This is a genomic window from Catellatospora sp. NPDC049111 (assembly GCF_040648615.1).
Classification (GTDB): Bacteria; Actinomycetota; Actinomycetes; order Mycobacteriales; family Micromonosporaceae; genus Catellatospora; species Catellatospora aurea.
Map to the genome: position 1 here is coordinate 277,976 of NZ_JBEZEB010000004.1, position 20,039 is coordinate 298,014.

18 protein-coding genes are annotated in these 20,039 nt (G+C 72.4%); 7 read left to right on the forward strand and 11 right to left on the reverse strand.

Annotated elements, in window-relative coordinates; genetic code table 11:
- Positions 1-6: 6 nt before the first annotated feature.
- The 7 genes from AB0B66_RS08370 to AB0B66_RS08400 all read right to left on the reverse strand — a co-directional run bounded on the left by AB0B66_RS08370 (position 7) and on the right by AB0B66_RS08400 (position 3,453).
- Complete coding sequence (locus tag AB0B66_RS08370; RefSeq protein ID WP_360524892.1) at positions 7-333, reverse strand: hypothetical protein; 327 nt, start codon at positions 331-333, stop codon at positions 7-9.
- A gap of 24 nt (positions 334-357) precedes the next feature.
- Complete coding sequence (locus AB0B66_RS08375; protein WP_360524895.1) at positions 358-750, reverse strand: VOC family protein; 393 nt, start codon at positions 748-750, stop codon at positions 358-360.
- A gap of 121 nt (positions 751-871) precedes the next feature.
- Positions 872-1,111, reverse strand: coding sequence for a hypothetical protein (locus AB0B66_RS08380; protein WP_360524898.1), 240 nt, complete (start codon positions 1,109-1,111; stop codon positions 872-874).
- Between the two features lie 297 nt (positions 1,112-1,408).
- A complete protein-coding gene (locus AB0B66_RS08385; RefSeq protein WP_360524901.1) occupies positions 1,409-1,909 on the reverse strand; it encodes a Fic family protein in 501 nt (166 codons plus the stop codon).
- Positions 1,906-2,124 carry a hypothetical protein gene (locus AB0B66_RS08390; protein WP_360524904.1) on the reverse strand — a complete coding sequence of 73 codons (219 nt, stop codon included), beginning with the start codon at positions 2,122-2,124 and terminating at the stop codon, positions 1,906-1,908. Before AB0B66_RS08390 ends, AB0B66_RS08385 begins: the two co-directional genes overlap by 4 nt.
- Entirely contained in the window at positions 2,117-2,689 is a 573-nt protein-coding gene (locus AB0B66_RS08395) for an IS607 family transposase (RefSeq protein ID WP_360524907.1), read from the reverse strand. Before AB0B66_RS08395 ends, AB0B66_RS08390 begins: the two co-directional genes overlap by 8 nt.
- A gap of 188 nt (positions 2,690-2,877) precedes the next feature.
- Complete coding sequence (locus tag AB0B66_RS08400; protein WP_360524910.1) at positions 2,878-3,453, reverse strand: hypothetical protein; 576 nt, start codon at positions 3,451-3,453, stop codon at positions 2,878-2,880.
- 394 nt (positions 3,454-3,847) lie between these two features.
- Here AB0B66_RS08400 and AB0B66_RS08405 point away from each other — a divergent pair, with 394 nt between their 5' ends.
- Both AB0B66_RS08405 and AB0B66_RS08410 read left to right on the forward strand, forming a co-directional pair.
- A complete protein-coding gene (locus AB0B66_RS08405; RefSeq protein ID WP_360524913.1) occupies positions 3,848-6,835 on the forward strand; it encodes a S8 family serine peptidase in 2,988 nt (995 codons plus the stop codon).
- Between the two features lie 190 nt (positions 6,836-7,025).
- Positions 7,026-7,661 carry a DUF305 domain-containing protein gene (locus AB0B66_RS08410; RefSeq protein ID WP_360524916.1) on the forward strand — a complete coding sequence of 212 codons (636 nt, stop codon included), beginning with the start codon at positions 7,026-7,028 and terminating at the stop codon, positions 7,659-7,661.
- 47 nt (positions 7,662-7,708) lie between these two features.
- On the opposite strand, the gene AB0B66_RS08415 is transcribed toward AB0B66_RS08410, so the two are convergent.
- Positions 7,709-8,302: a DinB family protein gene (locus AB0B66_RS08415; RefSeq protein WP_360524919.1), complete on the reverse strand. Its 594-nt coding sequence runs from the start codon at positions 8,300-8,302 to the stop codon at positions 7,709-7,711.
- Positions 8,303-8,371: 69 nt separating this feature from the next.
- On the reverse strand, positions 8,372-8,776 hold the full coding sequence (locus AB0B66_RS08420) for an SHOCT domain-containing protein (protein WP_360524922.1): 405 nt from the start codon (positions 8,774-8,776) through the stop codon (positions 8,372-8,374).
- Between the two features lie 352 nt (positions 8,777-9,128).
- Between AB0B66_RS08420 and AB0B66_RS08425 the strand changes: the two genes are divergently transcribed.
- Complete coding sequence (locus AB0B66_RS08425; RefSeq protein ID WP_360524925.1) at positions 9,129-9,713, forward strand: hypothetical protein; 585 nt, start codon at positions 9,129-9,131, stop codon at positions 9,711-9,713.
- Between the two features lie 16 nt (positions 9,714-9,729).
- Here the strand turns inward: AB0B66_RS08425 and AB0B66_RS08430 are convergent, their stop codons facing one another.
- Both AB0B66_RS08430 and AB0B66_RS08435 read right to left on the reverse strand, forming a co-directional pair.
- Positions 9,730-11,979, reverse strand: a complete 2,250-nt coding sequence (locus AB0B66_RS08430; RefSeq protein ID WP_360524928.1) for a tetratricopeptide repeat protein — start codon at positions 11,977-11,979, stop codon at positions 9,730-9,732.
- A 91-nt stretch (positions 11,980-12,070) separates the two neighbouring features.
- The gene (locus tag AB0B66_RS08435; RefSeq protein ID WP_360524931.1) at positions 12,071-13,468 is read right to left on the reverse strand and encodes an FAD-linked oxidase C-terminal domain-containing protein; all 1,398 of its coding nucleotides are present in this window, start codon (positions 13,466-13,468) and stop codon (positions 12,071-12,073) included.
- 288 nt (positions 13,469-13,756) lie between these two features.
- Here AB0B66_RS08435 and AB0B66_RS08440 point away from each other — a divergent pair, with 288 nt between their 5' ends.
- From AB0B66_RS08440 to AB0B66_RS08455, 4 genes are all read left to right on the forward strand, one after another.
- Positions 13,757-14,647 carry a universal stress protein gene (locus tag AB0B66_RS08440; RefSeq protein ID WP_360524934.1) on the forward strand — a complete coding sequence of 297 codons (891 nt, stop codon included), beginning with the start codon at positions 13,757-13,759 and terminating at the stop codon, positions 14,645-14,647.
- Between the two features lie 30 nt (positions 14,648-14,677).
- Complete coding sequence (locus AB0B66_RS08445) at positions 14,678-16,039, forward strand: NAD(P)/FAD-dependent oxidoreductase (RefSeq protein WP_360524937.1); 1,362 nt, start codon at positions 14,678-14,680, stop codon at positions 16,037-16,039.
- Positions 16,040-16,415: 376 nt separating this feature from the next.
- Positions 16,416-18,836: a helix-turn-helix domain-containing protein gene (locus tag AB0B66_RS08450; RefSeq protein WP_360524940.1), complete on the forward strand. Its 2,421-nt coding sequence runs from the start codon at positions 16,416-16,418 to the stop codon at positions 18,834-18,836.
- Between the two features lie 208 nt (positions 18,837-19,044).
- The gene (locus tag AB0B66_RS08455; protein ID WP_360524943.1) at positions 19,045-19,863 is read left to right on the forward strand and encodes an alpha/beta hydrolase; all 819 of its coding nucleotides are present in this window, start codon (positions 19,045-19,047) and stop codon (positions 19,861-19,863) included.
- Positions 19,864-20,039 lie beyond the last annotated feature (176 nt).

A 20,039-nucleotide genomic window follows, 5' to 3' on the forward strand; every position in this document is an offset into this window, starting at 1 on the left:
CCACGGTCAGCCGGCCGAACCCTTGACCGGCATGGGCCCGGGGGACAGACGACGGATGCCGGTCAGCAGCGCGGCGACGAACGGGTCTTGTTCGAACCGGCCATATCCGCCGCTGTGGCGGTGGCCGCGCACTTCGTAGAACAGACAAGCCCGTAGCACGTCGAGATCGTCGCCCACCTCGGCCGACTCCTGCCAGCGGTGTCTGACGGATCGGACCAGCCTGCTGAGACCCTCCATCTCGCCGTGAAGTTCGTAGCCGTTGTAGCTGTGCGCGAACTCGATGAACTGCGAGCTCTCGGCATCTGCGGAAGGCACCCGCACCTGCTTTGCCATGATCGACCAGACCTCCGCGCGGGCTCAGGCCAGATTCAGTTGCCAGGACACGCCGAAGCGGTCGTTGACCCAGGCGAACCGGGTGCTGAAGCCGTAGTTCGAGGGCGGCATGAGTTCCTGGCCGCCTTCGGACAGCGCCGCGTGCAGGCGGGTGAGTTCGGCGTCGTCCTTGCACCGGACGAACAGCGACAGCGACGGCGTGAACGTGAAGGCGTGCTTGACGAAGCTGTCGCTGCACAGCAGCCGCTGCCCGGCCACCCTGAATTCGGCCAACTGCACGCCGGTGTGCTCGCCCTGGTGCGGCGTCACGCTGATGATCTCGCCGTCGTCGAACAGCGAGACGTAGAAGTCCATGGCCTGCGTGGCGGCGCCTTCGAACATCAGGAACGGAGTGATCGCGGGGTCGTCGATGCTCATGACCGAACGTTAGGCAAGTGTCTGCTTGCCTGTCAAGGCGACCCGCGCCGCCTGCCGCGGTCGGGACCCGGCCGACGTCGCGCCGACGGCACCGGATCCCGACCACATTGCCTGCTGCGGGTCACCCCGCCGGGTTGAAGCCGCGCCCGTCCAGCTCGTTGATGAGCGCGTCGTCGCGGGTCACCTCGATACCGCGGCCGCGCAGCTCGGCGACCAGCTCGGCCTCGCGCTCGACGGGGATGTGCAGGAAGCCGCCGTTGAGCGCGGTGAACTCGCCGGCCCCGAACCGGGCCTGCACGTCTTCGGGCAGCAGGTCGAAGGCCTGGGACGTCACCATCGGCGGCCAGTCGCCGTCGATCACCGGCCCGACCTCGCTGATGTCAAACGCGGCGTCGTCGGGTTCGGTGTTCGCGGGTCGTCGTCAACTCCGTTCGGCCGGGGCTTTCCCGCGCCCGGCTGAACCTGCGTTCCGAGTGGTTGATCAACATGGGCGTGACTGATGATGCGGCGAGGTCCGCCCTTCGCTGGCGCCGACCCTGCTTACGACGCTGGAGCTGCTGGGCTTACGCCGCAAGACAGACAAGATCGACGGACTGCTGCGCTTCGGCCTGACCATCGCCGTACGTACCGGCCGGGTGACCCGCGACAGCCACGGCTACTACCGCCACGCGGGCTGAGGCGGCACCGCCGACCGGCTACCCGTGCGCCCGCAGCCGGCGGCGGCGGGCGGCCTCGGCGATGCCGTGCACCAGTCGGGCCAGGTCCGCGGCCCCCCGGCGTCGTCGGCGCGGCGCACCGTCGTGAGGATCGCAGCGACCTCGTCGAGTTCGACGCCCTCACGCAGCAGCACGAACTGCAGCACCAGCCCCGCCAGGCGGGCGTTGCCGTCGTCGAACGGGTGGAAGAACGCGACGTCGAGGTACGCCCGCGCCGCGCGGGCCGTCACCGGGATCGCCCGGTCGGCGGTCTGCGCCAGGCACGAGACGAACCGCTGCTCGGTGTCGGCGTGCAGCCCATACCGCTCCCGGCCGTTCTTCGCGTACGCCGCAGCCCGGCGGAACGCCGCGACCGGGACACCGCGGCGGCGCGCCAGCGCCCACTGATCGTGGGTGGACTTGGTGATCGACCCGGCCCACCGCGACGACGACAGGCCCGTCAACCCCCGCTTGCGCTGCGCCCACCGACCATTGTCGTGGCCAAGCCCGTCACACAACGCTGCTTGAGATCACCAGCGGCCAGAGAACCCAGATGTTCACCCACCGCAGCCAGCACATACTCGTCCTCGACGCGCAAGCCCTTGAGGCGGGTGCGGATCGCCACCCCGGACGGGCCGGACACCACGAACGGCGCGGCCATCGACCGCAGGTCAGCCATGCGCGGCGGCCTCCAACGCCCTGCGAGCGCGGTTGTTCGCCGAGCGGCGCCCATACAGGCGGGCACAGAACGAGGTCAGCACCTCCACCATGTCCCGCACCAGGTCATCATCGACCCCGCCGTCGTCGAGGACCACCAGTCGACGGCCGCAAGCCGACAACGCGGCCTCCACCAGTTCGGTGTTCATCCCGAGCCGGTCACGGTGCTCCACCACGACAGTGATCACCTTCGGATCGGCGAGCAGGCGCCGGGCCCTGGTACGGGAGCCGTTCATCCCCGAGGCGACCTCGGACTCGATCCGTACCACCGCGTGTCCGGCCTGCGCCGCCCACCGCGACAACCGTGCCACCTGACGATCAAGATCTGCTTTCTGATCGCGCGAGGACACCCGGGCATACAACCCCACCCCGGCAACCGGGCCCGGCCCGGCGTTCGCCTCGACATTCACCAAAATCGTACGTGGACCCACCCGCGTCGCCGGCACCGGCAACGTGCCCTCACGAAACCAGCGATACGCCGTATGGGGACTGACCCCCTGTGCCCTCGCCCAATCCGCAAGATTCACAAAAGAACCCTAGCATCCACCCATGCGCATTAATAACCGCTTATGCACACTCGCCCTCAGCTGTTCGCGACCCTTGACCTCCCGCACGGCAGCCGACGAGCATAACGGGTCCTGTCGGCAGCCACCTGAATCAGGACCCGAGTCCCGCATCGGCCGGCTGCCCGACACCGCCCACCACCCGCGCTGTGTCAGAGCAGGTTCCACCGGTCGAGCAGCAGCGTGAGCAGGGACTCGCCGACGAGCGCGATCACCGTGAACACGGCTGCCTGCAAGCCGGGCGGCATGGGGGAGCGCCGCGCGAGCGGGGTCAGTGAGTAGGGGACCATCACCGCGGCCGCGATTGGTACGCCGCCCAGCAGGCCGAACAGCAGCGTCCCGGCCCCGTACGCGCCGGCCTGATACCACGACAGCCGCAACGCCATGCCGTCGACGAGCCGCACCTCGACGGTGCTGCCCGGGGTCGGCTCGCCGCCGGTGTTGGGCATCGCCACCTTCCACGGCAGTTGCGATCCGTCTGCAGGAGTGAAGTATCCGGTGCAGTCGGTCCATTCGGTCATCGTCTCGTGGTCGATGACCTCCGACGTACAGCCGGAGACCCGGACGGTGCCGGGCACGCCAGCCCATCCGGCGCGGGCGAGCGACTCCGCACTCAGCTCCCGTACGAGCATGGCGTTGAACCACATCCACAGCAATACCACGGCGAGCAGGCACAGGCGCACGAGCACGACGGAAGCCTTCTCCCGGAAGGCGGCCGCGCTGCTCATGTGGCAAAGCTACCTGTGGGCGGCGAACCTGCGGAACGGCCCGGATGGGACCTGCGGTGAATCCACACAGGACGTTCGCTGCATCGGCCGTTTCCGGAGGTGGTCACGTGGCGCGATCACCGCACCGTCGTCGTGCCTGCCGTCCCGGCAGCTCGTGCGGCTGGGGATTCCCCAGCCCGCGTCGTGCCGGGCGCGGCATCGGATTGTCGTGGCCGTGCGGCAGGTGTGGCCTGCGCCGATCGATGATCGTCATGGGGTGGATTGAAAGTTGCCTCTGGTGTCGCGCAGCGGGGATGTGCAACGATCCCTTCGCATCGCGGTAGGGCGTATCAACGCACCGGACCTACACCCCGTGGTCCCGCGCCGCTATCGCCTCATCCAGGAGGACACCCCCGTGAGACTCGTTCGACCGGCCGGCAGACGTCCGGCCTCGATGGCGTTCGCCGCCGTCGCGGCAGCCGCGCTCGTGGCGGCTTCGGTGGCAGGCGGCGCGCAGGCCGCCCCGCCGGCTTCGACGGCCACCGCGCTGTACCTCGTCCAGACCGTCAGTGAGCCGGTCGCCAACTACGCCGGTGGTGTCAGCGGCTATGCCGCGACCCGGCCGGCCGCCGGTGAGCGCGTGGACGCGCATTCGGCCGCGTCGAAGAAGTGGCGCGACCGGCTGCGGGGCGAGCACGACGCCGCGCTGCGCGGCGCGCGGGTCGACACCGCGAAGAAGTCCTACGACTACGGCGTCACGTTTAACGGTTTCAGCGCCCGGCTCACCGCGGCCGAGGTCGCGCGCCTGCGGGCCGACAGCGGCGTGCTGCGGGTGTGGAAGAGCGAGCAGCTGACCGCGGACACGATCACGACCCGTGACTTCCTGGGCCTGACCGGCTCCGGCGGGGTGTGGAGCAAGCAGTTCGGCGGTGACTCCCACGCCGGTGAGGGCGTGATCGTCGGCATCATCGACTCCGGCATCTGGGCGGAGAACCCGTCGTTCGCCGCGCTGCCCTCGCCGCGGCCGGACCAGCGGGTCATCAACAAGAAGTGGAAGGGCGTCTGCGACGCCGGTGTCGAGCAGCCGATCGCCTGCAACAACAAGCTGATCGGCGCCCGCTACTTCCACGACGACGCCAACGTCAACGACGCCGAGTTCCTGTCGCCGCGTGACTACAACGGCCACGGCTCGCACACCGCGTCGACGTCGGCCGGCAACTCGGGGGTGACCGCGTCGATCAACGGCGGCGTCGTCGGCACCGTGTCCGGTGTGGCGCCGGCGGCGCGGATCGCGGCGTACAAGGTGCTGTGGCACAACCCGGTGGCGGGCAACTCCTCCGGCGGCACCGCCGACATCGTCGCGGCGATCGACGCGGCCGTCGCCGACGGCGTCGACGTCATCAACTACTCGATCTCCGGTTCGAGCCAGTACGTCGTCGACCCGGCCGAGATCGCGTTCCTCAACGCCGCCGCGGCCGGTGTGTTCGTGTCGGCTTCGGCGGGCAACTCCGGTGACACGATCGGCGTGAGCAGCGTCGCGCACAACTCGCCGTGGCTGACCACCGTCGCGGCCAGCACCCACGACCGCGGCAACACCAAGACCGTGACCCTGGGCAACGGTGCGACCTACACCGGTGTCGGCGTCGGCGTGGCCGCGGGCCCCGCGACGCTGATCGACTCGACGAACGCCGGTCTGGCGGGCGCGGACCAGAACCTGGTCAACCTGTGCTACCTGGGCACGCTCGACCCGGCGAAGGTGACCGGCAAGATCGTGCTGTGCGACCGGGGCGGCAACGCCCGCGTGGAGAAGAGCGCGGCCGTGGCCCAGGCCGGCGGTATCGGCATGATCCAGGCCAACACCAGCGCCGCGCAGTCGCTCAACGCCGACTTCCACTCGGTGCCCAGCATCCACCTCGACGCCGCCAGCGGCGCCGCGGTCACCGCGTACGTCGCCTCGGACGCGAACCCGACCGCGAGCATCTCCGCGGTCAGCACCGACCCGGTGCGCGCCCCGGCCATGGCCGGCTTCTCGTCCTACGGCCCGGCCCTGGCCGGCAACGGCGACCTGCTCAAGCCGGACATCACCGGTCCCGGCGTCGACGTCATCGCGGCGGTCTCGCCGGCCGCCAGCGGCGGCAACCACTTCAACTCGCTGTCGGGCACGTCGATGTCGGCCCCGCACATCGCCGGCGTCGCCGCGCTTATCAAGAGCAAGAACCCGAAGTGGTCCCCGATGTGGATCAAGTCGGCGATGATGACGACGGCCACCACCAAGGACAACACCGGTGCGCCGATCCAGTGGTCGCAGGGCGACGCCACCCCGCTCAACTACGGCTCCGGCCACGTCGTACCCGGCAGCGCCTTCGACCCGGGCCTGGTCTACGACTCGACGCCGGAGCAGTGGCTGCAGTACGCCTGCGGCATCGGCCAGCTGCAGCTGATCACCGAGCCGGAGTTCTGCGCCTCGGTCGGCTCGATCGACCCGAGCGACCTGAACTACCCGTCGATCGCCGTCGGCGACGTCCCCGGCGCGCAGACGGTCACCCGCCGGGTGACCAACATCAGCAAGAACAGTTCGGTGTACACCGCGCAGGTGAAGGCCCCGGCCGGGTTCACCGTCAAGGTCGAGCCCAAGACGCTGACGGTTCCGCCGGGCAAGTCCAAGACCTTCAAGGTCACCATCACCCGCACCACCGCCGCCGCCGGCACCTGGGCGTTCGGCTCGCTGACCTGGTCGGACCTGCGCAACCACAAGGTCACCAGCCCGATCGCGGTGCGCTACTCGGCACTGGCGGCACCGGTCGAGGCCACCGGCACGGGCACCAGCGGCAGCACCACGCTGTCGCTGCGCACCGGCTACGCCGGCACCCTGACCACCGCCGTCGGCGGCCTCACCGCCGCCTCCGTCAGCAACCTGGCCTTCGCCGGCCCGAACCCGACCTTCACCCCGATGGAGTCGGACTCGGTCAAGAAGGTCACGGTGACGGTCCCGGCCGGCACCGCCGTCGCCCGGTTCTCGACCTTCGACGCCGACGTGCCCATGGGCACCGACGTGGACGTGTTCGTCTACCCCGCCGGCAACACCAGCAGCCAGGTCGCCAGCAGCACCGGCGGCACCGCGCAGGAGTCGGTGACCCTGACCGAGGGCAGCTACGACGTTTACGTCCACCTGTTCGCGGCATCCGGCGCGGTCACCATGCCGGGCAACGCCTGGGTCGTGCCGAACACGGCGGCTGGCAACCTCACCGCCACCCCGGCCACCCAGACCGCGGCCGTCAACGGCCCGGCGACGGTCACCGCGACCTGGACCGGCCTCACCGCGGGCGTCCGCTACCTGGGCGTACTCGCCTACGGCAACGGCAGCTCGCCCGTCGGCCAGACGGTGCTGTCCGTCAACGGCTGACCGGCAACGCAGTGACAGGGGCGCCTTCCCGTGGCAGGGAAGGCGCCCCTTCTGCGCGCCGGACGCCGAAGTGACAAGGGCATGGAGCCAGCACACGGCCTAAAGCGACCAATCATCCGATTCGCCCTCAAAGCTGATATCCAAGTCATACGGTGGTCGAGAACTGTGTGCCGATCACCGGAGGATGCAGATGAACACCCGGACCCGATCCCTGGTCCTGCTCGCCGCCGTCATGACCGTGGCCGGCGGGGCCGTCACCGGCTGCGGCACGACCACGGCGACACCGGCCGTCGTCGCCGCGCAGCCCAGTGCCTCCGGACAGTTCAACAACACCGACGTCCAGTTCGCCCAGCAGGCCATCGCCCTGCGGCAGCAGGCCCGCTGGCTCGCCCAGCAGGCGGTCGAGGGCGCCCAGTCGGTCGGGCTCAAACAGTACGCCACCGAGGTCGAATCGGCGTCGCAGCCGCAGATCGACCAGCTCACCGCCTGGCTCACCCAGCACAACCTGCCCGTGCCCTCGGCCGCACCGGGTGGGATGGCGTCCATGCCCGCCATGGCGTCGGCCGCGCCGAACGCGATGCCGTCGATGCCGGCCATGCCCGACGCTGCCGCCCTGAAGGGACTGAGCCCCGAACAGTTCCAGGCCAAGATCGTCGAGCTGTTCTCCACCAACCACGAAGGCCTGCTCGGCTCCATCACCGCCGAACTCGCCAACGGCGTCGACCCCACCGTCAAGGGCATCGCCGACAAGCTCAAGGCCACCGCGACCAGCGAGCAGCAGCAGCTCAAGGCCCTGGCCGGTCCCACGCCGACGCCTTCGCGCTGATCCGGGGCAGGACACGACGCACCAGTCGCTGACCGCAGATGCCGCGGTCAGCGGCTGGTCTTTTCGGCGGACACCCGCCTGTCGGCGTCCAGGGCGGCCTGTTCCACACGCCGGCGGTAGTCCGACCACCACGGCTCGTCGCCGGCGGGCAGGTTGTCGTGGCTGGGCAGCAGCCCGGCCGCGCCGTCGATGAGTTCACGGACGATGTCGGCGTGACCGGCGTGCCGCTGGGTCTCCGCGGTGACGTGGACCAGGACGTGGCGCAGCGTGGGCGTCGCATCGCCCCACCACGGCACCCGGCCGACATCGTCCAGCGACAAGGCTTCGATGGTCGTGTCGGCGTGGGCGGCCGCACGCCGGTACAGGTCGACGATCTCCTCGCGGGTCTCGTCCGCGGTCGCCCACATGTCGGCGTTGGCCTGCGCTGCCTCGCCGACGAAGGGCAGGTCCTGCTCGAAGGGCCGGCCGAACACGACACCGAAGTAGAGGATCTCCGTGGCCGCCGAGTGCTTCACCAGGCCGAGCAGGTTGGTGCCGGTCCGGGTCAGCGGCCGCCGGATGTCGTACTCGCCGAGCCCGTCGAGTTTCCACAGCAGCGACTCGCGGCCGCCCCTCAGGTATCCGTGCAGGTCTGCCTTCATCGCGCCACTATGGCAAAGGCCGGATGAGGGCGCTGCCCCGAATGCCCGGGGCCACGGCCGCGCCGCAGGTCAGGAAGAGAGCGCTTTGTTCTTGAGCGCCTCGAACTCGGCCTGGGTGATCGCTCCGGTGTCGAGCAGGGACTTCGCCTGTGCGATCTGGTCGGCGGGCGACGCGCCCGTGCCGACGGCGGCGCGGATCTGCGCGTCCATCTGCTGCTTCATGGCCTGCTGCTGCTTGAGGGCGCGGGCGCTCATGCCGCGGCCGCGCACGATGAGGTAGAGCAGGATGCCGATGAACGGCAGGACGATGACCAGGATGGTCCACAGGGCCTTGGCCCAGCCTGAGGTCTCGTGATCGCGGAACAGGTCCGAGAAGATCATGATCAGCAGCCAGAACCAGATCACGAACAAGAAGAATTCGAACATGAACAGCAGGAAGTCGCCGTTGCCGAACGACGACTGAGCCAAGGTCATCATGCGTGTCCCCGGGTGTCGTTGATTTCGACCCGGCGCGTCATCGCCACCGGTTTATTCCCAGACGCTAGGGCAAATGCCGCGGTTATGTGGTCAAACGGTCCGATAAGGGGGCGGGGCTCGGCCCGGTGCGGGTCGGGCGGGCGCTGCGCGGATGGCTGCGCGGGCCGGTCGCGAGGCGGTCCCGGCTTGCGCCGATCCGGACAGGTGCCCATTATGTGCGTTGATCACGAAGGTGATGAAGGAAAGTGACGTCCCCCTAGGTCGGCCCGCCGCCGCCTCACCAGGCCGCGCCCGAGCGTCGTGGCACAGGCCGACCAGGCGTCGCAGCGTCGCGAGGAGGACAGCACACGTGCCAGACGAGACGACCGCAGCCGGCGCAGAGCACCCGGACGCACACCCGCAGCACGACGAAGCACAGCGGCGACACCGCCGACGACGGTGGTGGCTGTTCACCGCCACCGCCCTGGCCGTGCTGCTCTGCATCCAGCCGCTGTTCGCCGACGGCGACGACGCGGGCTCCGCGCCGTCGTGGCATCCGGACACGACACCCGACGGCCACTGGTCGATCGGCGCGGCGCAACCGACCGCCGGGCCGCCCTCGGCCACCGCCAGCCCCACACCGGCGCCTGCGCCGACCTCGGCAGTCCCGACACGGCCCGCGGCCACGGGTCCGTCGCGGTCACCCGCTCCGGAGCCGCTCGGCCCCGCCGACGCGGCCGGGGTGCAGGACCTCGCGGCGAAGTACTGCCGGCAGCATGTGAGCGGCTCCGTGGCGACACCCCGCGCGGACGGCGGCTGGCAGTGCGTACGGCTGCTGGTGTTCGTGCGAGCCGTCGACATGGACGTCGCGTGCGCCGACGCCTACGGCAAGGGCGCCTACGCGCGCACCGCCGACCAGGACGACGCGTACGCCTGGCGGTGCTACCGGCGCTGATCCGAAGGACCCCCGCTCACCGGTGGTCGTCGGGGTCCGGCTGGGGCACGGCGAGCTTGTGGGCGACATCGTCGGCGACCGGGTGGCCGGCGTTGGCGTACAGCTTGTACGCGTGCTCCCAGCGTTCACGGGCCGTGGCGTGCTCGCCCAGTGCCTGGAACGCGTCACCGGCATGGTTGGCCAGCTGCGCGTCCAGGATCGCATCGCCCACTTCCCGGACCAGGTCACGGGCGATGTCGTACTGCTCGATCGCGGCGGCGTACGCGCCGAGGGCGTGGTGGGCCTGGCCGATGTTGTCCAGGGACACCACCTCGTTGACGGTGTCACCGGCCAGGTGCTGGTCGGCGGCGGCCCGCTGGAAGAACCCGATCGCCGCCGCCGGGTCCCCGCCGTAGGCCAGATACAGGCCGACGCCGTTGGCGGCCCGGCCCGCCCAGCTCGGGTCGTCCAGACCCGACCACAGCTCCAGGGACCGCTCGACGTGGGCCAGCGCCTTGCCGAGGTCGCCCTGCAGAAAGCACACGTAGGACAGCACGAACTCGGTCTCGGCCTCCCCGCGGTGGTCCCCGGTGTCCCGGCACAGCTGCATCGACTCGTGCATGTGCGTGTACGCGTCGGTGAACCGCTGCAGACGCCCCGCGACGGCCCCGAGGAACCGGTGGGCGTGCGCGGCCGCCGCATGGTCCATCGATGCGGTCGCCGCCCGCAGCGCCACCGCCCACGCCGCCCCCTCGTCGTGCCAGCGGTGCTGCTCGTACAGGAACGTGTCCAGGGCCCAGCCGAGCTGCCACGCGTACTGGTCCTGGCCGTCGTCGCGGGCCTGGCGCAGGGTCGCCAGCAGCACCGAACGTTCGGCTTCCAGCCAGGCCAGCGCCGTGCGGTAGTCGGGCCGGTGGCTGCCCTCGGCGGGCGGTACCGGCAGCGGGATCGCCGGGCGGATCGGGTTCAGGACCCGGTCGGCCTCGTGGGCCTTGCGCGTGTAGTGGTCGAGCAGCCTGGTCAGCGCGTCGCGGCGCTCGTCGCCGCTGTCGGTGGTGCGGGCCAGCTCGTGGGCGTAGTCGCGGAGCAGGTCGTGTAGCTGGTAGCGGCCCGGCCGGTGCTCGACCAGCAGACCGGCATCGACCAGTTCGTCAAGTTCGGGACGGGCGTCGTGCACCCCGGCTAGGGCGGCGGCCGCGTCGGCGGCGATGTCGGGTCCGGCGGTGAGGCCGAGCCGGCGGAACAGCCGCGCGGCCGCTGGGCCGACCGCCGCGTACGACCAGGAGAACACGGCGTGCAGGCTGTCGTGGCTGCGCGAACCGGCCCGGCGCAGGTCGGCGGCGGCCGTCGCCAGCGGCGACCCCGTCTGGGCGACCCGGGCGGCGGTCAGCGCGAGCGCCAGCGGCAGCCGCCCGCAGACGGCGACGGCGTCGGCGGCCGCGGTGTCGTCGGCGGAGCCGGGCAGGCGCGACCGGACCAGCTCGACGGCTTCGGCCTGGCTGGGCAGGTCGACGGGCACCGGCACGGCGGCGTATTCGGCGACCAGCGAGGTCAGCGGGCTGCGGCTGGTCACGATCGTGCGTACGCCGGGGCCGGCGGCCAGCAGCGGGCGCACCTGGTCGGTGTCGCGGGCGTTGTCGAGCACCACGAGCAGGCGGCGCTCGGCGGCCAGGCCGCGGAAACGGGCCGCCTGCGCGGTGGGGTCCGCGGGGATGTCGCGGGCGGGCACGCCGAGCGCGTCGAGGAAGACGCGGATGGCGTCGGCCGGGTCGAGGATGCCACCGTCGCGGGCGTATCCGCGCAGGTCGGCGTAGAGGCGGCCGTCGGGGAAGGCCGCGGCCTGGGCCGCGGCCCAGTGCACGACGAGCGTGGTCTTGCCGATGCCGGGCGGCCCGGACACCACCGTGACGGGCTGGACAACGTTGTCCAGCGCGGTCAGCGCAGCGGCGCGGCCGACGAAACTGCCGGCCATGGCGGGCAGCAGGTTGGGTCCGGCCGGTTTGGTGCCTGCTCGCTGGCGCAGTCCTTCGTGGACGCCGACGAGCACGTCATGGCGGCGACGCCACTCGGCCAGTTCGGCCTCGCTCGCGCCGCAGGCGAGCACGAACGGGCGTACCAGGGTCTCGAAGTCCGGCGGCCGTTTGATCTGCCCGTCGAGGATCGCGTAGAGCTGGGTCCGGCTGATGCGCACCTGCCGGGCGATGCCCGGCAGGTCGCGTCCCGAGGCCTGCCACAAGGTCCGGAGGTTGGCGCAGAACTGCGTGACGGGGCTGGTGCGATCGTCCACATAGGTCACCCTATCCGGTGTGCTCAGGTGCCCGTATTCCGCAGGACGGCGACGATCAGGTGAACGGACCGGCCGACGGCGACCGCCCGGGTCAGAAGACCGCCCCCGGGTTGAGGATTCCCGACGGGTCGAGGCAGTCCTTGATGCGCCGGTTGAGCTCCAGCGCGTCCGGGCCGAGGTAGTCGGGCAGCCACGCCTTCTTGAGCCGGCCGACGCCGTGCTCGCCGGTGATCGTGCCGCCCAGGGCGATGGCCAGGTCCATGACCTCGCCATAGGCGCGCTGGGCGCGCGCCGACTGGTCGGCGTCCATCGGGTCGAACACGATCAGCGGGTGCGTGTTGCCGTCACCGGCGTGGGCGATGACGGCGATCAGGACCTCGCGTGCCCGGGAGATCGCTTTGATGCCGCGTACCAGCGCACCGAGTGCGGGCACCGGCACCCCGACGTCCTCCAGCAGCAGCGAGCCCTTCTTCTCCAGGGCCGGGATCGCCATGCGCCGAGCCACGGTGAACGCCTCACCGGTCTGCGGGTCGTCGGTGGTGAACACCTCGACGGCCTGCCCAGCGCGGCAGAGTTCGGCGATGTGCGCGATCTCCTGCGCCGCGTGCGTGTGGGGCTCGTCGGACTGGATGACGAGCATGGCTTCGGCGTCGCGGTCCAGGCCCATCCTGGTCAGATCCTCGACGGCGTTGATCGAGGTGCGGTCCATGAACTCCAGCATGGACGGGCGCAGGCCACGCGTTACCGCCAGGACTGCGCCGGTGGCGTCGTCGAGGGAGGCGAACGTGGCGACCAGGGTCGCCCGCGGCCGCTGGGCCGGCAGCAGCCGCAGCACGATCCGGGTGATGACGCCCAGCGTCCCCTCGCTGCCGACGAACAGCTTGGTCAGCGACAACCCGGCGACGTCCTTGATCCGGGGTCCGCCCAGCTCGACCGCGGTGCCGTCGGCGAGCACGACGGTGAGCCCGAGCACGTAGTCGCCGGTGACGCCGTACTTCACGCAGCACAGGCCGCCGGCGTTGGTGGCGACGTTGCCGCCGATCGAGCAGAACTCGTACGACGACGGGTCGGGCGGATACCACAGGCCGTGTTCGGCGGCGGCCGCCTTCACCTCGGCGTTGAGCAGGCCCGGCTCGACGACGGCGGTGCGCGACGACGGATCCACCGTGATCGCGCGCATGCGCTCGGTCGAGACGACCAGGCATCCCGCCACGGCCGAGGCCCCGCCGGACAGGCCCGACCCGGCCCCGCGGGTCACCACGCCGATGCGGTGCGCCGTGGCGAACCGCATCACGGCCTGCACGTCGGCGGTGCAGGTGGCCCGCACGACCGCGAGCGGCACCCCGGCGAGGGGATCGTTGGCGCGGTCCCACCGGTAGGCGTCCATGCGGTCCGGGTCGGTGATGACACAGTCGGCGGGCAGCGCGTCCACCAGGGGCGTCACGTCGACGGAACCGGTCGGGCCGACACCGCGAGAGGCTGGGTCCATCAGGCACCTCCCTGATGGCCAGGGCCGTCGCGAGCACGCCTCGCCGCAGACCATGACCTTCGATCTCTGATCCTATCGGGTCTTCGTCGATGGTTCACGGGCCCGAGGCCGCGACACCGAAGGGCAGGCTGTGCGCGGCGACCTGGCCGGGTGACGCCGCGCACGCACTCGATTGCCACTGCCTGCGCACTGGGCGTCCGTAGCGTCGTCGATGCACGAGGGCGGCTGCTGCTGCCGGTTCGGCCGGCATCGCGCTGCGTCGCCCGAGGACGAGCGAAGGAACATCCCATGACGATCAATGCCGGTGCCCCTGTCGTGGTGGGCGTGGACGGCTCGGCCGAAGGGCTGGCCGCGGTGCGCGTGGCGGCCCGGGAGGCGGCCCACCGGCGGCGTGCGCTGCGGATCGTGCACGCGTTCATCTGGCCGCTGATGCACGTGCCGGTCGGCCCCGCTCCGGGCGGCCCGGCCGACGGCGGACTGCGCCATCAGGCCGAGCGGTACGTCGAGCAGGCGTTGGCCGAAGCGCACCAGGTCGCCCCCGAGGTGCCGGTCACCGGTGTGGTCGTCGACGGCGCGCCGACCCCGGTGATGGTGCACGAGTCGCGCGGGGCGGCGCTGCTGGTGCTAGGCAACCGGGGTCTGGGCGGGTTCGCCGAGCTGCTGATCGGCTCGGTCACCGTGCAGGTCACGGCCCGTGCGCTGTGCCCGGTGCTGGTGGTACGCGGTGAGCCGCGCGCCCGCGGGCCGGTCGTGGTCGGCGTCGACGGCTCGGAACTGTCGATCGAGGCGGTCGGGTTCGCGTTCGAGGAGGCCGCCAACCGCAGCGCCCCGCTGATCGCGGTGCACGCGTGGCTGTTCGCGACACCCGCCCTGCGCGACGGCTCGGTGCCGCGGGTGCACGACGTCGACGGGCTTGGTGAGGAGCTGGACCGGGTGCTGCCCGAGGCGGTCGCCGGGTACGCCGAGCGCTTTCCGCAGGTGGCGGTCCAGCACCTGCTGGTGCGCGGCACCCCGGCGCACGTGCTGGCGGAGCAGTCGAAGACCGCCCAGCTGGTGGTCGTCGGCGCGCACGGCCGCGGAATGCTCGGCGGGCTGCTGCTCGGCTCGGTCAGCCACGCGGTGCTGCACCATGCGCAGGCGCCGCTGGCGATCGTGCGGCACCGGTCCCGGCCGCACTGACCTGGTCGCGGGATGAGTGGAGGAGCCGGGATGGGCGAGCGGGCCGATGTCGTCGTGGTGGGTCTGGGGCCGGGTGGCGAGCACGTGGCCGGTGCGCTGGCCGAGGCGGGCCTGGACGTGGTGGGCGTCGAGGCGGAGCTGGTCGGTGGGGAGTGCCCGTACTGGGCGTGTGTACCCAGCAAGATCATGATCCGGGCGGGGAACTCGCTGGCCGAGGCCCGCCGCGCGGCGATCCTCGCCGGCACCGTCGAGGTGAGCGCCGACTGGGGCCGCGTCGCCGACCGGATCCGCGAGCAGGCCACCGACGGCTGGAACGACCGGGCGGCGGCCGGCCGGCTCACCGCCAAAGGCGTGCGGCTCGTCCGCGGAACGGGCCGCCTGACCGGCCCGCGCCGCGTCGCGGTCGGCGAGACGGTGTACGAGGCACGCCGCGGCGTGGTGCTGGCCACCGGCAGCCGGCCGCGGATCCCCGCGGTCGCCGGGCTGGCCGCGACGCCGTACTGGACCAACCGCGACGTCATGAAGGTCGAGCGGCTGCCGGCGTCGCTGCTGGTGCTGGGCGGGGGACCGGTCGGGGTGGAGATCGCCCAGGTGTTCGCCTGGTTCGGGTGCGCGGTCACCGTGATCGAGGGCGGTGAGCGGCTGCTGTCGAGGGAGGAACCCGAGGCGGGGGAGCTGGCCGCCGCCGCGCTGCGGGCCGACGGGGTGTCGGTGCTCACCGGCGTGCGGGCCGAGCGGGTCGAGCACGACGGCGCCGGGTTCGCGGTGTGGGTGCAGGGTGAACCGGAGCCGCTGCGCGGGCAGCGGCTGCTCGTGGCGGCGGGCCGGGGCGTGGACCTGGCCGGGATCGGCGTCGCAGCGGTGGGGCTGGACCCGGCGGCCAGGTCGGTGCCGACGGACGCCCGGATGCGGGCCGGGGACGGGCTGTGGGCGGTCGGCGACATCACCGGTGTCGGCGCGTTCACGCACATGGCGACGTACCAGGCGCAGATCGCGGTCGGCGACATCCTCGGCCGGCCGGGGCCGACCGCCGACTACCGGGCGCTGCCGCGGGTCACCTTCACCGACCCGGAGATCGCCGCGGTCGGTCTGACCGAGCAGCAGGCCCGGGAGCAGGGTCTGCGGGTGCGGACCAGCCTGGTGCCGATCGACTCCTCGACCCGGGGCTGGATCCACGGGCCGGGCAACGACGGGTTCGTCAAGCTGGTCGCCGACGTCGACCGGGGTGTGCTGGTCGGGGCGACGTCGGCGGGCCCGGCGGGCGGCGAGGTGCTGTACGGGCTGGCCGTGGCCGTACACGCGCAGGTCCCCGTCACCAGCCTGCAGCACATGATCTACGCCTACCCGACCTTCCACCGGGCGGTGCTGCCCGCGCTGGAGGCCCTGCACTGACCTTGCTCCCCAAGCCCCAGCCTGGCGGCCCGCCGGCCGCGAGCGCGGTGAACGCCCTCCCCACCGCGCCCCCGGCGGCCACCAGGCTGGTTTATCGCAAGCGGCCGCGGCCGTCGGCAGCGTGGTGCGGGATGCAGCCGGCGGATCCGGAGCCATGGCCGGTCCAGTGCCCGGTTGGGCGTTTTCGGTGGTCCGCTGAGCAGGGCGGACCGTCCGGACACCGGATCTGTGACAGCCCGACGAAGATCTCACCGCGAGCGGCCCTGGGCTGGGCAGCCGCCGCCTGACCGGCCCACGATTGACCGCGACCGTGACCTGCCCGGCACACCGAAGCGATCTTCGGTGGGGGTGGGCGACGAGGCGATGGGGGCGTGTGATGACCGGTTGTGCGTTCGGCGAGCGGCTGCGGGAGATCCGGCAGTCGGCCGGGATGACCATCGAGGAGCTGTCCGCGGCGTCGGGTGTGAGCGGCCGGGCGATCAGCGACATGGAACGCGGGCACAGCCGGGCCCCGCAGGAACGGACCCTCGCCGCGCTGACCGGCGCGCTGGGGGTCGCCGACCCCGACCGTGCCGGGCTGGTCGCGCTGGTGCGCGCGGAGCGGGCGGGCAGCCGGGTCGGCCGGCCGCGCACCGGCGAGCTGCCCCGCGGGATCGGCGACTTCGTGGGCCGCGAGCGGGAGCTGCGGGAGCTGCGCGGCCACGCCGCGTCGGGCAGCGGCCGGACACCGGTGGCGCTCGTGCACGGCCAGCCGGGGCTGGGCAAGACGGCGCTGGCGATCCGTGCGGCCGAGCAGATGCGCGACCTGTTCCCCGACGGGCAGGTCTACCTCGACCTGCGCGGCACCGACCCCGAACCGATGGGGGCAGGTGAGGCGCTGCGGCGGCTGCTGCGCGCGCTGGGCGTGGAATCCCGCGGCATCGCCGAGGACGAGCAGGAGCGGGCCGGGCAGCTGCGGGCGATCACCCGCGAGCGGCGCTGCCTGCTGGTGCTCGACAACGCGGCCGACGAGCGGCAGGTGCGGCCGCTGCTGCCCGGGGCGGGCGCCGGGATGGTGGTCGTGACGAGCCGCCGGCTGCTGGGCGGGCTGGACGGGGTGCTGCGGATCGGCTTGACGCCGCTGACCCCGGACGAGTCCGCGCAGCTGCTGCGGGCGGTCGCGGGCCGGGCCTTCGACCAGGCACCCGGGTACGAGCTGGGTGCGGTGACCCGGCTGTGCGGGCACCTGCCCCTGGCGCTGCGCATCGCCGGGACCCGGCTGGCCAGCCGTCCCGGGTGGACGATGGGCCACCTGGCCGGGCGGCTCACCGACGCCGACCGGCGGCTGGCGAACCTGCAGGTCGGGGACCTGGGCGTGGCCGCGGCGTTCGCGTTGTCGTACGCGCAGCTGTCCGGCCCGGCGAAGGTGCTGTTCCGGCGGCTGGCCCACGTGCCGGGGGCCGACTTCGCCGCCGCCCACGCCGCGGTCCTGGCCGAGGTCGACGCCGCGCAAGCCGAGGACAGGCTGGACGAGCTCACCGAGCTGGGGCTGCTGCAGCACGAGGGGTGCGAGCGCTACCGGTTCCACGACCTGATCCGGCTCTACGCCGCCGACCGGCTGCGCTGCGAGGAGTCCGCACAGGCCAGGGCGCGGACCGGGCAGCGGCTGGGCGACTGGCTGCTGGACACGGCGGTCGCGGCCGGGCTGCGGTTCGCACCCGATGCCGGTGCGCGCGGCGGGCCGGGGCCGGACGACCGGCCCGGTCTGCCCGCGTCGGCCTCGCCGGAGCAGGCGCGTGCCTGGCTGCGCGCCGAGGCCGACAACTGGCTGCCCGCGCTGCGCTCGGCGGCCGCCGACGGCCGGCACCAGCGGGTCGCCGACGTCGGCGAGGCCCTGCACTGGCACGCCGAACGCAGCGCCCACACCGGACGGTGGCCGGAGGTGTTCGGCCTGTCGCGGGCGGCCGCGGCCCGGCTGCCCGACCGCAGGCAGGAGATCACCCACCTGGCCTACTACGGCTGGGCCGTGTCGGTCTGCCAGCGCCGCCACGCCTACGGCGTGGACCTGGCGATGGAGGCCTACCGGCTGGCCGAGGACCTCGGCGACACCAGGGAGCAGGCCGCGGCGATGCACCACGCGGCCCACGCGTGGCGGCTCGGCGCCGACGCCTGCCGGGCCGTGGCGGCGTACCGGCTCGCCCTGGACCTGGCCGGCACGGCCGGCGACCACGACGGGTACGTACAGGTCCGGATGGGGCTGGCGCAGGCGCTGGTGGAGTTCGGCAGGCCGGCCGAGGCGATCGAGGAGTTCCGGGGCGTGCTGCGCGAACTCGACGCGCGGGCGGTCGATCCGGCGGCGGCGCGGATGGCCGCGATGACGGCCCGCGCGGCGCTGGCCCGGTGCCTGGGCGACGTGCGGCGCTGGCCGCAGTCGCTGGCCGAGGCGGTACGGGCGCTGCCGCTGGCCGGTGAGCACGGACCCCATTTCGCGGGCCGGGTCCACCTGACGCTGGGCCGGTCGCACTCCGCGCTCGGGGCCACGGAGCAGGCGCGTGCGCACCTCACCCGTGCGATCAAGCTCCTCGGCGGCCACGACTCCGGCCCCGGCGCGGCCGGGAGCCGTGCTCCGTCCTGCACGCGGGCGCTGTGCGAGGTGGAGATCCCGGTGTGGGCCTGGCACCGGGGCATCGCCCAGCACGCACACGTCGGCGTCCACTGCGCCGAGCACCGCACCACGTCGATCGGTGTGGCGCAGGCCGCATTGGCGGCCCTCGACGGAAGAGACCACGTAACCGCAGTTCAGGGCGCATGCGTCTGAGTGAAGCGGGAGCGCGGGCCGGGGCTCGTGAACGCACTCGGGTGCCACTGCTTCGGCACTGGGCCCGCCTAGCGTCGGTGCGGACAGGGACGACACGGATCGCGTCGCCCCAGGCGGCGGACCGGTCCACAGAAGGGCCGCCGCGGCCGGACCGACCCGGACCACACCCGCGACCGCGGTGCGGTCCGACCTCAGGAAGGAAACACACGTGTCACCGAGAAAGAAGTTCCTGGCCATGGGTGTGGCCGCGGCGGCAGTGCTGGGCGTGGCGGGCGTCACGGCGATCGCCCCCAGCGCCGCGCAGGCCACGCACGACCGCGGTCCGAAACCGACGGTCGTGCTGGTGCACGGCGCGTTCGCCGACTCCGGCGGCTGGAACGGCGTGACCCGCGAACTGCTCCGCGACGGCTACCCGGTCGTGGCCGCCCCGAACCCGCTGCGCGGTGTCGCCTCCGACGCCGCACAGCTCAAGGCCAAACTGGCCCAGATCGACGGCCCGATCGTCCTGGTCGGCCACTCCTACGGCGGCATGGTCATCTCGGCCGCGGCCACCGGCAACCCCAACGTCAAGGCGCTGGTCTACATCGCCGCGTTCACCCCCGACAAGGGTGAGAGCGCGTTCACGCTGGCGTCGAAGTTCGAGGGCAGCACCCTGCCGCAGACACTGCGGCCGGTCCCGCTGCCCGACGGCAACGTCGACCTGTACGTGGACCAGCAGATGTTCCGCCGGCAGTTCGCCGCCGACGTCCCGGCCAAGGACGCCGCGCTCATGGCGGCGACGCAGCGCCCCGCCACCGCGGCGGCGCTCAACGAGGCGGCGGCGGGCGAGCCGGCCTGGCGCACCATCCCCAGCTACCACCTCATCGCCGAGGCCGACCAGACCATCCCGGCGAAGCTGCAGCACTTCGGCGCCGAACGCGCCCACGGCGTCAAGCAGCGCGAGCAGGGCGCCTCGCACGCGGTGTTCGTGTCCCGGGCCGACGACACCGCCGACTTCATCGAGCGGGCGGCCCGCGAGACCGACTGACTTGAAAACAGCCGACCGCACTGAGGGGGGCGGTGGGCAGCGGGTGGCGGGGGCCGGGGGGCTCACCTGCCAACCGTGTCGGGTGGCGGAAATCGGGGGATTGACCCGCCACCCGTGTCGCGGCCGCAGTACGGACCGTTCTCGTGGCATTCGAATGTCACCGGATCCGTACTGCG

Coding starts and splice junctions, on each gene's coding strand:
- AB0B66_RS08370 (WP_360524892.1), bottom strand. CDS start 333: ATGGCAAAGCAGGTGCGGGTGCCTTCCGCAGATGCCGAGAGCTCGCAG.
- AB0B66_RS08375 (WP_360524895.1), bottom strand. CDS start 750: ATGAGCATCGACGACCCCGCGATCACTCCGTTCCTGATGTTCGAAGGC.
- AB0B66_RS08390 (WP_360524904.1), bottom strand. CDS start 2,124: ATGGCTGACCTGCGGTCGATGGCCGCGCCGTTCGTGGTGTCCGGCCCG.
- AB0B66_RS08400 (WP_360524910.1), bottom strand. CDS start 3,453: ATGAGCAGCGCGGCCGCCTTCCGGGAGAAGGCTTCCGTCGTGCTCGTG.
- AB0B66_RS08410 (WP_360524916.1), top strand. CDS start 7,026: ATGAACACCCGGACCCGATCCCTGGTCCTGCTCGCCGCCGTCATGACC.
- AB0B66_RS08415 (WP_360524919.1), bottom strand. CDS start 8,302: ATGAAGGCAGACCTGCACGGATACCTGAGGGGCGGCCGCGAGTCGCTG.
- AB0B66_RS08420 (WP_360524922.1), bottom strand. CDS start 8,776: ATGACCTTGGCTCAGTCGTCGTTCGGCAACGGCGACTTCCTGCTGTTC.
- AB0B66_RS08435 (WP_360524931.1), bottom strand. CDS start 13,468: ATGGACCCAGCCTCTCGCGGTGTCGGCCCGACCGGTTCCGTCGACGTG.
- AB0B66_RS08440 (WP_360524934.1), top strand. CDS start 13,757: ATGACGATCAATGCCGGTGCCCCTGTCGTGGTGGGCGTGGACGGCTCG.
- AB0B66_RS08445 (WP_360524937.1), top strand. CDS start 14,678: ATGGGCGAGCGGGCCGATGTCGTCGTGGTGGGTCTGGGGCCGGGTGGC.
- AB0B66_RS08450 (WP_360524940.1), top strand. CDS start 16,416: ATGACCGGTTGTGCGTTCGGCGAGCGGCTGCGGGAGATCCGGCAGTCG.